The organism is Paraburkholderia sp. GAS333 (assembly GCF_050435665.1).
Lineage (GTDB): Bacteria > Pseudomonadota > Gammaproteobacteria > Burkholderiales > Burkholderiaceae > Paraburkholderia > Paraburkholderia fungorum_A.
Map to the genome: position 1 here is coordinate 437,646 of NZ_JBNDKS010000003.1, position 13,569 is coordinate 451,214.

A 13,569-nucleotide genomic window follows, 5' to 3' on the forward strand; every position below is an offset into this window, starting at 1 on the left:
CAATTTCATGAATGACGCGGACGATGCATCGCAGCGTCGCCTTCAGTTGATCCTGCAAGCGCGCCCGCTTTTGCAGCCCTTGCGGCAAGACGCGGACGGGTGATTTCGATCGGCCCCATGCGCCCGAACAATCCGTCGACCAAACCCCACGCAATCGCGTTGAGCTTGGTCAGCTTGTCGTTTTCCGCGAGGACGATCTGCACGATCTGCCATAACGTCAGCACATTGGGCACGATGGCGACCGGCAGACGCAGGCCGTATTGCAGCCCCAGTTGCATCGCGTTGCGCGCGCTGTAATAGCGACGAAAGCCCGGATGGTTCATCGTCGTCAATTCGAGCGAGCCGAGTTTATGGCGACGACGCGAGCCGATCCGATGCAGCAACACCAGCGACGGCACCACATACACCGGCACATTGCGCAACAACGCGCGCAGGCAGTATTCGGTATCGACGTGATCGATAAACAGCGCCTCGTCGAAACGGCCGAGCCGCGTGTAAGCCTCACGAGAAATCACACAGCCTGATGAAATCAGAAATGCGCAGCGCTGCAACGGCACGTCTGCACGCAGAGAAAGTCTTTCGACCGCGAGACCGCTGGTTGCCAGTTCGGGCAGGAAGCGTTGATCGCTTTCATCGAAAATGCGCGGGCCCATTAAAAATGCGCGACCGCCTAACGACTCGCAGTGGGCGCGCATCGCAGGAAAGTAGTCGACGGGTGCAGTCGAGTCCTGATCGAATAGCGCGACGGCATCGATATCCAGTTGAAATAGCGCGCTCAGGCCGCGATTGAACGCGCCGGCGATGCCGTTGCGATTGCCATTCTGCAATAGCGCAATACCGGCTTCGTGCAAGCGCAGCGCCGCGCGCCGGTCGGGTTGCGGCGAGTTGTCGACCACCAGCAACCGGTCGCACATGCTGCGCATGGCGACTGCGCGCGACAATTGCTCCTCGTCCGGGTGAAACAGAATGATCAATGCGCCGAGGGTCGTCATCGAAATTCTCCTTAGTGGCCGAGCGTCATGGCCGCGCCGCGTTTCGGACGCGTGAGCCACATCATCGCGGCGAGCGCGAGACAGGTCATGCTCGCCATGTAGAACATGTCGCCGGTCGCCATCATGTACGCCTGCTGCTGCACGACGTGATGCAAAGTGACCAGCTCGCGCGTGCCGTCGATACCCATGCCGTGCAGGCTTTGAACGAAGTGCTGCGTATTGCCGGACGATTTCGTCACCGATTGCGCGATCACGTCGTAGTGAAACAGCGCGCGGTTATCCCAAAGCGTGACGCTCATCGCAGTGCCGAATGCTGCCGACAACGTGCGCAAAAAATTCGACAAGCTGGACGCGGCAGCGAGTTTGTCGTCCGATACGCGCGACAGCGTTGCAGCGGTCAGCGGAATGAAGAAGCACGGCAGGCCAATGCCTTGAATCAACCCAGGCGTGATGATCTGCGTGAACGTCATGGTCAGCGTGAAGTGCGCGTTCCACCACAGCACCGATGCGAACACGAGAAAGCCGAATGTCGCGAGTACGCGTGCGTCGAAACGGGGTGAATAGATGCCGACCAGAATCGAGAACACCAGCGCGAGCACGCCGAGCGGCGCCGTGGCGAGTCCGGCCTGATACGCGGTATAGCCCATTACTGCCTGCAACCACAGCGGAAACACCACGCCGACCACCGAAAAACTCATCATGCCGAGAGAGATGATCAACACGCAGAATGAAAAGGTGCGGTCGCGAAACAGACTCAGGTCGATCACCGGATGCGCTGCGCCCGCTTCCCAGATCAGCAGCGATACGATCGACAACACAGCGACAATCGACAGTACGAGAATCAGCGGCGAATCAAACCAGCCGCGATCGTGTCCGAGATCGAGCACGATTTGCAGCGATCCGACACCCAACACCAGCAACGCGATGCCAGGCAGATCTATCGGTGCGGCACGTTCAGCGCGAACGGAGGCTGTCTCGCGCGGGTCGCCACGCAACAGCGTCATGCATACTGTGAACGAAAAGATGCCTATCGGCAGATTGATCAGGAAGATCCACGGCCACGTAAAGTTGTCGATCAGCCAGCCGCCCACTACCGGGCCGAAGATCGGCGCGAGTAGCACGGTCATGGCCCACAGAGCGAGTGCTACGACGCGTTTGTCGGGTGGAAAAGTGCGTAGCAGGATGGTTTGCGACAACGGCACCATCGGCCCCGAAAAAAGCCCCTGCAAGGCGCGGCATACCACCAGAAGATGAAAGTCACCGGCTACGCCGCAGAGTAGCGACGTCAGCGTAAAAAGAATCACGGCGGAAAGAAACAGCCTTGTTTCGCCGACCCGTTGCGAAAGCCAACCTGTCAGCGGAACAGCAATCGCGGCCGCCACCGAGTACGAACTGATCACCCACGTTCCCTGACTATTGGACACGCCGAGGCTGCCGGAAATAGCTGGTACCGCGACGTTGGTGACGGTCGAATCTAGAACTTCGATGAAGGTCGCGAGCGACAACGCAAACGTGAGCAACGCGAGACGTGCTCCGTGGATGCCGGCCACTTTCGGTGCCCGGGGCAATCCATTGGAAAGCAAATGGTCGCTTTCCTGTAATGGCGATGTCGCGCTCATGAGCCGTGCCCGCTGGCGGCCAATACGAAAGACGGCACACGTCCCGTGCCCGACCCGCGAACACCAGCGTGCATGAATCCTTCTATGTAGCGCGCGGCGACATTGCAACCGTCCGGTGAACTTGCGAGCCGGTCCTGCATCCGGCCACATTGCGTCGCGATGGACGGCGAACCGAGCACCTGTTCCAATGCGCGCGCCAAAGCTTGCGGCTGCAGCGGACCATCGAGCCGCACGCCGCAGCCACTGGCAGCGACCCGCTGCGCGTTATCGAATTGGTCGTGTGCAAACGGTGTGACGATCTGCGGAATACCTGCTGCATACGCGAGCGCCGCTGTGCCGATGCCGCCGTGATGCACCAACGCACGACAGCGCGGCAGAAGCGTTTGCATGGGTACATAACGGCGTTTTATCAACGCGGGAGCGTCATGCGATTCGACACGCACGTTCGGTGTCAGCAGAATGCCGCGCAGTCCCGTATTCTGCAGCGTAGCGCTGACGGTCGCGGAATAACGTGCGTGATCGGTCAGGGTCGAGCCGGCCGTGAAAACGACAGGACGTTCACCCGCGTCTAAAAACGCGTTCAGTTGCGGATCGTGCGTATGCCCTTCCGCATCGTTGAACAGCGGAAAGCCACTCAGCCGATGCGGCTCGGGCCAATCCGGCTGAGAACGCGCGAACCATTCCGGAAAGAGACATAGCACGCCGTCGGTCGAATGCAGCCACCGACCAAATATTCGCGTGACCGGATCGAGCCCGAGTTGACCGCGCAATGCATTCAGCGCCGGCCCGCAAACCTTGTCGAGTACCTGCCATTCGATTAACCGCAGCAGCCCTGCTTTCACCCCGAGCGGCAACCAGCGCGGAATGGTCAATCGCGGATGAGTCGGCGGCGCATACGCAGACAGCAAAGTGGACGGCGACACCTGTACCGACACCAGCGGCACGCGATACAACTCCTGTATCAGTCGCGCCGAAAAAGCCCATAACGTGCCGACCATGATCGTGTCGTCGTCGATCAACGAAGCGAGCTTGTCGAAATGCGGCTTCAGCGTCGGCGCAATCAACGCCCACAAAGTTCTGAACGAAGTACGCGGATGCCATAGCGCCGGATTCGCCATTGCCGTAGCGTATTCATCAGCCGTTCCAATCGGAACAAATGCAAAGCCTTGCCGTGTGGCTGCGCCCTCGAACGGCGCATGACTGCAGAACACGATCTCGTGCCCGCGCGAATACAGAGCCGCGCCGATGCCGAGCAGCGGATGCACGTCGCCCGCCGACCCTATCGCGGTGATGATGACCTTCGTCATGGCGCGCTCAGAACAGACCGGGGATCAGCGCAGCCACGTCGCGGCGATACTGCGCGTAGGCACCGCCGAAATGCCCGCTCAACCAGCTTTCTTCGACCCGCACCTTGTACGCCAGCGATGCGAAAATCAGCAGCAGGCCAGCCACGCCGCGCCACTCCGCGCCGATTAAAACCGCCCCTGCCAGCGCCAGCAGACAGCCGGTATAGATAGGATGACGCACCAGTCCATACGGCCCGCTACGCACCAGCTCGTGGCCTTCCTTCAGCGTTACCGACACGCTCCAGTTGGTGCCGAGATGCAGCCGCGCCCAGACGGAAAAACCGAGCCCCGCCAGCAGCACTGCGAGACCGGCGAACTGAAGCGAGCCAATCGACTCCAAATTGAACGACCATGCCGCCCCGTTCAGATCCGGCAACACGATCAGCGCACCACCGGCAATCAGCGGAATGGATTGCAGCGTGCGCGATCGCGAAGCTTCCTTGCGCGCGGTCTCCTTGACCTGTTTCGACGTCGCGACCCAATACAACAGCCACAACGTCCACGGTACGACGATGGCCATGCTCTGAGCGATATTCACGGTAGTTCAACCTGTTGTAACGAGTGATCGGCGGTGGCTTGCAATGCAACGTTCGCTACATTCGAGACGTTTGTCATTGCGGATTGCGGCACCGGTAACATCGAAGAACGCGCGGCGAGCGCATCGAAACAGTCGAGCGCACGATTCGCCGGCTGTACGGGCGGCGGCCCGAAATAGTCGAAAATCTCGTTACGCACCTGACGTAAAGCCGCTTTCCCTTCAAGATCGAGAAAATGCCCCGCCTGCGCGATAGTCGAAAACTCGGCTCGCTGAAGATGCGGCGCGAGCGAACGGACATCGTCAGGCGTGGTGTATTCGTCCAGTTCGCCATTGAGGAACTTCAGACCGCAGTCGATATTGCGGAACTCGCACAGATAATGCTCGGGGCGTATCGCCAGAATCTGCTGGACGTGAAACGCAACCTGCTGCTGCTCGTCCCGCGGCAGCGACGACAGATAGCGAAAGTTGTAGAGCTTCATGATGCGCGGCAGATGCCGGCCCACGGTATCGTTGAGCAGTTGCGCGGCCTTGAGGTTTTCACCCGCGGCGATATAGTCGCGCGCTGTACTCACATAAGCGGTCATCGCTTCATTGAGACGCGGCGAGAACGACGCGATCACCGCGCGCTTCACGCTGGTCCGCGCTCGTGACAGCGCGAGCAGCGACGCAACCCCGCCCCACGATACCGACACGAGAAAGCCCGGTTCGAATAAATCTATTAGATAAAGAAGGATTTCAACTTCATCGTCTTTTGTCAGAATGAAGTTACCCGCGTTATGCGCTTTAGATTGGCCCGCATAAGGCAAATCAAAACATATCGGGTTATAGCGTTCGCCGAGATATTTAATGGTCTGGCCAAACGACGCCGTAGTGGCAAGCGCGCCGTTGATCAGAATCACGCTCTCGAAGGCCGGATCGAATACGTGACGTTCAACGTAGACTTTCAGGCCCGCAGGGAGCGGAACAAGGAGCTTTTCGATGGGCATGGCGTATTCGCATGCGCATGCACAAAGCACGCGCGTACTGATACCGCGCCCGCATTGGCGGGCGCTTTGCGGCCGTACAACAGGGGATCAGGCCCGTGCAATTTGCCTTTTCCTGCCGGCAAATCCGATCCACCCCGACCGCTGCTACATCAGAGCCGCACCCCCGAAGAAATGCGCATCGGTTTTTTGCAATGCGTTTTAACGCAATGCGCACCAAAACCGGGCTCTTTTGATGCCTCGTAAATTTCTTATATAAACTATTTGAAAGGATGACTTAAAAACAGTCGTTCCTTTTCACCAACCAGTCTGCACCCAAAGCCGTGAAGACTAGATGTCAATATACGATAGAGAACTCCTTTTTAAAACAATTTCAAAACTATTTTTTTCTCGAATCTAATTCATGCATGAGGCATGCAATGCGTTGCCCTGCTGTTTCAAAGCTGCGTATCAAGTAGACGCACACACTTCTCGATCAGCTTCTCCGTGAGCGGACGATGCGTCCATGCTTCAAACGTGACTTGCCGGGATTTTGTAATGTCGTCAGCGAACGTGGCTGTCTGCTGTTTCGCGAAGTCGCGATCATAGATATTCAGATTGGCCTCGTCATTCAACTTGAACGAGCGGCTATCGAAATTGGTGGAGCCGACCGAGACGAGGTACTCGTCCACTATCAGTAGCTTGCAGTGAAACATGGTCGGCTGGTACTCGTATATTTCGACTCCTGCCTTAAGCAGATCGCCCCAGCAGCCACGCGACGCCTCTCTCACCGTGTGCGTATCGATGTGTTTTCCCGGGGTGATGATCTGCACTTTCACGCCGCGTTTCGCGGCCTCGACGATTGCATTGATAGTCAGCTTGTCGGGCACGAAGTACGCGCTCGCGAGATGAATGCTGTTGGTGGCCGCTGTAATCGCCATGAGATACATCAACTGCATGTCGTCGCTGCCGCCCGACGGCGAACTGCTGAACATATGCGCGAGGCCGTCACCCTGAGCGTCCATGTGAGGAAAGTAGTCCGGGCCGTGCAGTACATTGCCGGTGGCCTTTACCCAGTTGTCCATGAAAACGGCTTGCATGTGTCCAACCACAGGACCGGCCACTCGAAAATGCGAATCGCGCCAATGCTTTTCATCCTGCGCGTGACCAGTCCATTCCGGCGCAATGCCGACACCGCCAGTAAAGCCGATATGTCCGTCTATCACCAGTAGCTTGCGGTGCGTGCGGTCGTTCATTCGGCCGAGCCCTGTCCAGTGCGGTTTGTGATACTGGATAACTTCCGCGCCCGCGTCGCGCAACATGTTCAGGTAGCGCTTATCCATTTTCGACGACCCGACCCAGTCGAGAAGCACGTGGACGGCGACACCTTCCCGTGCTTTATCCGCGAGGGCGCGCGCAATCTGTTCGCCTACGTCGCCCGACCAGTAAATGAACGTTTCAAACGTGATGGATTTACGCGCGGAACGAATACCTTCGAGCATCGAAGGAAAAATCTGATCGCCGTTGAGCAGCATCTCGAAGCGATTGCCCGAGATAACCGGTGGACCGAGCAGAAGCCCCATCGAGCGGAGGAATTGTGGATCGTCGCTCGCGTAGAGACGCTCGATCTTGTGTTCGATCTTCTTCTCGCCGCTCGACAGATTGGCTATCACCAGAATGACGATGAGCGTGACGAACGCGGTGATGAGAATAGTCAGCAGCATGCGTGGGCCTCGATGCTAGTCGGCAGGACGCCCATGTGCGCCTGCGGTTTGACGAAAGAGTACCGGACCGCGGGTCCGGCTCTTAACCACGCAGGCAGCACGCATTGCGCGTGCCCATTGCGGGACCGCGCTTTGCTACTCCCCTTTCTATTTCACTTATCTGACCAGCGAGAAAGCTTCCCGGATGGCAATTTCACCGGCGCCATAGACACCGACCACGGTAACGTCCGACGCCACACATTCAAACGTCGAACCGAGGAATGTAATGACGAAATGACGCGGCGTAGGTCCCGCCGATGCAACCGCTGCAATCTCCGCCGTCAGCGACGAGTTCACTACTTCGTGAACCGAGTAACCGAGCAGGCCTTGCGCAACGAGCGGATGAATGTCGAGATCGCTTTCTCCCGGCGGCCCCAGCCGATGAAACACGGTGTCAGGAAAGAGGACCGCACAGAAAGGATCGTCGTCGGGATCGAATGGGCCGAATCGCTCAAAGTCCGCTTCCGCGATCGGATAAGCCAGAATTACCCGGCGGTCGCTGGCGACAATGAAGGGTTCGGCGGCATCGGCTGCGGGATGAGGAACGGAGTCCAGCAGGACGACCTGGTCTTCCTGCTGGGTTGAATCGAACGTGCTGGTCATCTACTTCACAACTCCGTTGCGCTCAGGCGCCTGCTTGTACCGCAGGGGTTTGCGGCGCGGCTGCGGGAGCAGCAGGAGCGACGGTTTTAGCGGCTGCTTTGCGGCCCGGAGCCTTCTTTGCTGCTTTGGTCGCCACTTTAGTCGCCGCTTTTTTTGCTGCCGGCTTCTTCGCCGCTAATTTGCGGGTTACCGCGGTTGCCTTTTTGGCGACAGTCTTTTTAGCGGAGGCCGCCTTTTTAGCGACGACTTTCTTTGCCGCCGCTTTCTTGCTCACTGCACCACTAGTGGCCGCCGATTTCGTCTTGCCGGCTTTTGCCGACACCTTCTTCGCCGCTTTACTCGCCGTATTGCTAGCCGCTGCCGCCGCGCTGTCGATCAGGAATTTGCTGCGATCCCTGACGCTTGCGAGCCAGGCGGGTGCGGGACCACGGCCGCTCCATGTCGCGCCCGTTTTCGGGTTCAGGTACTTGGGAGGTTGCGCGCCTTTCGGCTGGCCTTTGCTCTTTGCGGAACTGACAACCGCCTTTGCCACCGACTTCAATTCGCTTGCACCGTCGACCAGAAATTGAGTCCGGTCTTTTACATTGGCAATCCAGCCAGGCGCGCGGCCATGGCCCGTCCAGGTGGCGCCTGTATTATGGTCGCGGTATTTCGCTGGTTTAGCCGAACCGGGAGCTTTCGCCTTGACGCCGGTGGCGTGGCCATTCAGACCTCGCGCGGCACGCTTCGCCCTTGCTTTGGCTTCGATATCCTCAGTAGTCAAACCGTGCCTGAGCATCAGGTCACGAATCTGATCGACTGCGACTTGTGCTTTTCTGGCAATCAGCACGTCGGCTTGCGCCTGGAGTTTTTTCAGTTTGGCTTGAATCTGCTCTAGTGTAGGCATTTGATTCCTCCCTATGTGGTAATCGTCAAACTATGCCATGAATAGAAAAAGAAAGGCAGGGTATGTGGCTTTTGATACATTGAATCCGCCTCTTACATTCCATCTGGACAGCAAGCTTTCAGGCCCACTATCCAATTTCCCGATCTATCTTCCTTTCTCCGTGCTCCGGCTCTTCTTGCGGACTCTTCTTTTCGACTTCCCGTATTGCAACTGCTAATACTCGTCTAATACTCAGGTCGGCGTAAAAACGACGGCCTGGCGATCGGCAATGTACCGCACACTTCGTACAAAACGGTATTGTTGACCGTCCGCCGTTATGCGGTTGAGTCCCAGACAGGTGAGCATCAGCATCTCATCTGCCTGTTGGGCATCTACTACACCGGACTCTCTCAGATCCTCCAGGTTCCCGGACGGATCGCCAACATACACACTGCGCACCTGAACACCGATTCTCATCAACACCACACTTTCGCCTTCGTCGAGTGCCAATTCCAGATAACCGGCCAGCGTCCGCAACGATTCGGGTGTGGCGGCGTTCGACTGATAAGTCGCAGCGTTCGATGGCGTCATTCCGGTTCCCCGTTACCTGCATCAACGAAAAGACGTCTGCTCTGCATGGCAGCAATAGTCGCTTCTACTATAGGCAAGCATTTGAATAATCAAAGGACAGTAGTCCATTTTTTATTGCAAATGTCGCTTTTTGAGTGGCAGGGCTTTAAAAAGCACTATTCGCAATGGAAAAAACCGTCCTTTCCGGCAGATGGCCCGACTCGCAAGGGTCATCCGTAATTGAGCGTTACTGATCTCGCAGCACTGTTTCACCTGTGTCGGCTCTGCTCCCCTACACTGCGGACCGTGCTCGTCGAGTGGCTTCCAGCAGACCGGCTCCGACTGGAAACAGGCGTATGCACTCTGCTTCGATGAGCATGAAGAACGGGTTATGAACAGAAAGATCTGTTTATAGTTGCTCCGCGGCCGGTATTCCGGCTCGCGGAAATGTCAGGAACATGAATCCCGGGAGCGCGATCTCGGTGGAGGCTATTGAAAAGACCTCGAATAGCACCACCTTCGCTCCTCTTAACAGCACGGTACTTTTCAGATGAAAGCTGGTTACATCAAAGCCGCTCTCGCGGCAGTGGCACTCTCCTCGGCAATGATCGGCACGGCCAACGCCGCCGGTTGCATGAAGGGCGCAGTAGTGGGAGGAGTGGCGGGACACTATGCCGGGCACCACGCCGTGGTCGGCGCAGTCGGCGGCTGCCTGGTGGGACGTCATATGGCGAAGAAGCACGCAGAGGAACAGGCGGCGCAACGTCAGCAGGAAGCAAGAATGCAATAAGTCGGAGAAGTACCGGACGCCGCCTCCAGGTCAATCACGCGCATTGAATCGACTTCGGCGGCGGCGTTTCTCTGTCCCGGCTCACGCGATTCGCAAACCGCGGGCGGGAAGAATTTCCTGAGTCGTCACGAAACGGTGCTGTTTGACTGCGTCGTGAAAGAGCCGATAGTCGCTTCTCTCGAATGCGTCTGTCCACGTCGGCTGATCTCCGGTGTCATCGTCGTGCTGCAAACCGGTGGCATTGCACTTCCACGAGCCGGGTCCTTTCGCCACATAGCGGGGAATGGACTCTTTCAAACCGGGAATACGTCCGGCTTTCACCCATTCGCAGAATCTCTGCAAACGCTGGTTGTCGTCGGCGTCGCGATTGATATCGAGCAACTGGGAGAGTTCTTCTTTCACGCTCTCCGGCATCCCCGGTTGCGTTTCGAAATCTTCACGCCCGGCCAGATACCCTCGCACCGCGCGGCAGGCCATCTCGGCAGCCTGAACGAACTCGGGCAAATTGTGTCTCGAGACGAAGTTGTTCCGGCCGTCGATGTAATGCCAATGCGCCCACGGCTGGTCGGGATAGTGCAACGCGGCGCCGTGGCCGACAGGCAAGGCAAGCGTCAGCACATTTTCTTCGATGCGCTCCACCAGATGTTCAGTGGCCGCCTTCAGACCCGCAAGCCAGCCTTTTCGCGTGCAATCCTGAGCCTCCAGCAGATGCACCCGGTTCCACGGGCTCTCGATTCCTGCAAATCCCTGATGCGCCCAGGTGTCGACATACGTGTGAAGCGTCACGCCAAGTCGATGCAGACCCGTCTCCGTGTTCCGCTGACGAATCGCCCTTCGCATCACTTCGCGCGCTACCTCGCTATCGGGGCGGCAAACAGCCTTTTCCTCCAGCGTGTCGCCCTCTGCCGCCGGCAAGAAGTGAAACGGCGTCCAGACGAGCCGGTTCTGGTCGTTCTCCGTATTGGAATAATCGAATAACTTGTGCGCCGTGGCAAAACGCTCGAACGTTTCGCCGCCCTTAAAGCGCAGTATTCCGTGAGTCGTCGCATCGTCGACGTACTGGCAGGAATGCGCGACCGTACAGGCATCCTCCGGTGTCATTCCGCCAGCGCGGGCCGCGACATAAACCACACCGTAGTGAAAATCGATATTCATGGCAGGAGTTCCTGACACGCGACGAATGACGAGAGACGTTCGATCGTGCGGGAAGAACGATTCAGGGTAAGCGGGTGAGTAGATAGTAGACGACCGAGCGCGGTGGGACTTCAAAAAACCACCGCATTTTCTCTTTGCGGAGAGAGTCGCCGGGAAGAAGATCGAAGAAGAAAATCAACACAGGTGGGTGATTTTCAGCCCGCTGTTCCATTGAGTATTCAGGTACTCCACCGCGATGCGCCGGTGACAGTGATGTGGTAAATGTTCACTGCAAAGTACACAGGCGGAACGAAACAGATCGATATCCAATTGCTTTTCCACCCGGCGTTTCGCGATCAGCTCAAGATAAGCAGCCTCGTATTCGTCCCAAGTCAGCTCTTTGCTTTGATAACGTTTCAGCAACGCAGGTTCGGGTGCCAGTTCGGGCATTTCCACGTACGCGGCACTGCACAAATTTTCGAGGAAGTACCGTAAATCCTGCTTTTTCGCGAAACCCGCGAGTTGTGACGTGTTGTGCAGCCGGACGTCCAGAACCGTACGAACCTTTGCGTGCTTCAGCAAATCGAAAAACCTCTGAGCGCTCTTTCCGGTGAAGCCGATGGTGGCAACCTGCACGGCGTTGTCTTCAAGTTTCATTACGAATCTCCGACAGTTCACCGGCAGGTAAGCGTCCGGAGCCAATTGGTAATTAGCAAATGACGCGCCATGAAAAGAAAAAGCCCCGCTTCGGCATCCGGAGCGGGGCTCAATTCTGGCGCACCAGGCGCTCTATTACTTGACGATGTCGACCAGTTCGACTTCGAAAGTCAGGTCGGTATTCGGCGGAATCGGGCCGACGCCGCGTTCACCGTAAGCAGTTGCCGACGGGCAGGTGAGCTTGGCTTTACCGCCCACTTTCATTGTCTGCACACCCTGCGTCCAGCACGGAATCACGCGATTCAGCGGGAACGTAGCCGGGCCGCCATGCTTGGCGGAGCTATCGAACTCGGTGCCATTGGGCAGCGTGCCGCGATAATTGACCTTCACGACGTCGGTGGCGGACGGTTGAGCGCCCGTGCCGCGCGTCAGATGTTCAACGATGACGCCTGAAGGCAGTTTCTCGGTAGTGGGTGCAGCGGCCATTGCCGTCGAAGAAAGAACAGCTGCGGCCAGCAAGGCAACGATAGATTTCAAAGCAAGTCTCCAGTTGGGTGGTGCATCCCATTGTAACGGATCGTATGTTGCATATTTCTGTCGGGCGTTGCCGGTTGCCCGGATTGACAAAGAGCATGCGCCGCTAATTGCCGTGGTGTTACTTGCGTGCCGCGCGAGTGTGAATAAAGAGTCAATCCAGACTTTGTACCGTATAGCCGCCGGGAATCACGTCGCCACGCGCGTTGAAATCCGCGAGTACTGTTTCCCTTTCTCGGATATCGGCCAGCAACGCAGGATCGAGTAGCGCGGTAATCACTTCGTCGCGATCACGGCTCGCCTGCACCATCACGTCGCCATACGGATTCCAGATCGCGCTTGCTCCGCACGCTTCCCAGCCGCCGGTCGTGCCGGCGTGATTTGACAACAGCACGTACAAGGTATTGTCGAAAGCACGCGCGGGGAACCAGATGCGCGACTGGTGGAAGCCCGTTTTCATGCTGAAAAGCGCACTCACCAGATATGCGTGCGCGCCATTCACCGCCGCGAGCCGCGCGTGTTCCGGAAACCCGGAGTCATAGCAGACACCGGCAGCGAGCCGCCATCCGTCAAGTACCAGCATGTGGCCTTGCGTGCCCGGATGGTAAATGCGTGCTTCGCTGCTATAGAGATATTGCTTGTGATACGGCTCGATCTGCTCGCCCGAGCGGTTGAATATCAGCGACGAAATACGAAGACCCGCAGTTGCGCGTGTCGCCGCGCCGACTATTACGGCGATTTCACGTCGGCGGCAAACTTCGCGAATTGGCGCGAGACGCGGATCGTTTGCGTCGAACGCGTACTTCGCAGGGTCGCAGGCAATCAGGTCCGGCTCGTAGCCGCTCAGGAATTTTTCGGGAAAAACCACCAGTTTCGCGCCGCGATCGGCGGCAATGCCGGTCAATTCGACCGTTCTGGCGATGTTTGCAGCGACATCACCAGGAATGGGTTGCGCTTGTGCCGCTGCAATTCGTAACGACGTCTGCGGCAGCGATATTTGTTTGCGATTCAAGCCGAACTCCGTGATAAAAGAATCCATATAGGCGAGCGAGCCCCCGGCATTTAATCACGGACTGCATCGCCCGCGGAAATGCGGCGAGACATTCGTGAACCACTTGCACGGCTTCGCGGTCCACCTGATACATCCTTCGTGCGCACGCTCGCCAATGTGCGAATCCAGAACGGAAGAGTACTGT

The 13,569-nt window shown here is 57.6% G+C and carries 13 protein-coding genes and 1 pseudogene; 1 reads left to right on the plus strand and 13 read right to left on the minus strand.

The features are described from left to right. Positions 1 to 5: 5 nt before the first annotated feature. From ABH945_RS17730 to ABH945_RS17770, 9 genes and pseudogenes are all read right to left on the minus strand, one after another. Entirely contained in the window at positions 6 to 992 is a 987-nt protein-coding gene (locus tag ABH945_RS17730; protein WP_429251363.1) for a glycosyltransferase family 2 protein, read from the minus strand. Between the two features lie 11 nt (positions 993 to 1,003). Continuing rightward, the gene (locus ABH945_RS17735) at positions 1,004 to 2,611 is read right to left on the minus strand and encodes a DHA2 family efflux MFS transporter permease subunit (RefSeq protein WP_429251364.1); all 1,608 of its coding nucleotides are present in this window, start codon (positions 2,609 to 2,611) and stop codon (positions 1,004 to 1,006) included. Next, on the minus strand, positions 2,608 to 3,918 hold the full coding sequence (locus tag ABH945_RS17740) for a glycosyltransferase (RefSeq protein ID WP_429251365.1): 1,311 nt from the start codon (positions 3,916 to 3,918) through the stop codon (positions 2,608 to 2,610). Before ABH945_RS17740 ends, ABH945_RS17735 begins: the two co-directional genes overlap by 4 nt. Before the next feature lie 7 nt (positions 3,919 to 3,925). Then, entirely contained in the window at positions 3,926 to 4,495 is a 570-nt protein-coding gene (locus ABH945_RS17745) for a methyltransferase family protein (protein WP_429251366.1), read from the minus strand. 211 nt (positions 4,496 to 4,706) lie between these two features. Then, positions 4,707 to 5,481 (minus strand): annotated as a pseudogene (locus ABH945_RS17750) (alpha/beta fold hydrolase); the annotation flags it as partial. Between the two features lie 434 nt (positions 5,482 to 5,915). Beyond that, a complete protein-coding gene (gene cls / locus ABH945_RS17755) occupies positions 5,916 to 7,178 on the minus strand; it encodes a cardiolipin synthase (RefSeq protein ID WP_429251913.1) in 1,263 nt (420 codons plus the stop codon). A gap of 159 nt (positions 7,179 to 7,337) precedes the next feature. Beyond that, complete coding sequence (locus tag ABH945_RS17760; protein ID WP_074769853.1) at positions 7,338 to 7,823, minus strand: hypothetical protein; 486 nt, start codon at positions 7,821 to 7,823, stop codon at positions 7,338 to 7,340. A 22-nt stretch (positions 7,824 to 7,845) separates the two neighbouring features. Continuing rightward, positions 7,846 to 8,709 carry an H-NS family nucleoid-associated regulatory protein gene (locus tag ABH945_RS17765; RefSeq protein ID WP_429251367.1) on the minus strand — a complete coding sequence of 288 codons (864 nt, stop codon included), beginning with the start codon at positions 8,707 to 8,709 and terminating at the stop codon, positions 7,846 to 7,848. 231 nt (positions 8,710 to 8,940) lie between these two features. Beyond that, positions 8,941 to 9,279: a hypothetical protein gene (locus tag ABH945_RS17770; RefSeq protein WP_074769857.1), complete on the minus strand. Its 339-nt coding sequence runs from the start codon at positions 9,277 to 9,279 to the stop codon at positions 8,941 to 8,943. Positions 9,280 to 9,808: 529 nt separating this feature from the next. On the opposite strand from ABH945_RS17770, the gene ABH945_RS17775 reads away from it, so the two are divergent. Further along, positions 9,809 to 10,048 (plus strand): hypothetical protein, encoded by a 240-nt coding sequence (locus ABH945_RS17775; RefSeq protein ID WP_074769859.1) that lies wholly within the window; start codon positions 9,809 to 9,811, stop codon positions 10,046 to 10,048. An 81-nt stretch (positions 10,049 to 10,129) separates the two neighbouring features. On the opposite strand, the gene ABH945_RS17780 is transcribed toward ABH945_RS17775, so the two are convergent. The 4 genes from ABH945_RS17780 to ABH945_RS17795 all read right to left on the minus strand — a co-directional run bounded on the left by ABH945_RS17780 (position 10,130) and on the right by ABH945_RS17795 (position 13,385). After that, the gene (locus ABH945_RS17780; protein ID WP_429251368.1) at positions 10,130 to 11,203 is read right to left on the minus strand and encodes a DUF6765 family protein; all 1,074 of its coding nucleotides are present in this window, start codon (positions 11,201 to 11,203) and stop codon (positions 10,130 to 10,132) included. Positions 11,204 to 11,377: 174 nt separating this feature from the next. Continuing rightward, positions 11,378 to 11,839 carry a DUF488 family protein gene (locus ABH945_RS17785; protein WP_429251369.1) on the minus strand — a complete coding sequence of 154 codons (462 nt, stop codon included), beginning with the start codon at positions 11,837 to 11,839 and terminating at the stop codon, positions 11,378 to 11,380. Positions 11,840 to 11,974: 135 nt separating this feature from the next. Continuing rightward, a complete protein-coding gene (locus ABH945_RS17790) occupies positions 11,975 to 12,325 on the minus strand; it encodes an FKBP-type peptidyl-prolyl cis-trans isomerase (RefSeq protein ID WP_253189818.1) in 351 nt (116 codons plus the stop codon). A 202-nt stretch (positions 12,326 to 12,527) separates the two neighbouring features. After that, positions 12,528 to 13,385, minus strand: a complete 858-nt coding sequence (locus tag ABH945_RS17795; protein ID WP_429251370.1) for a carbon-nitrogen hydrolase family protein — start codon at positions 13,383 to 13,385, stop codon at positions 12,528 to 12,530. Positions 13,386 to 13,569 lie beyond the last annotated feature (184 nt).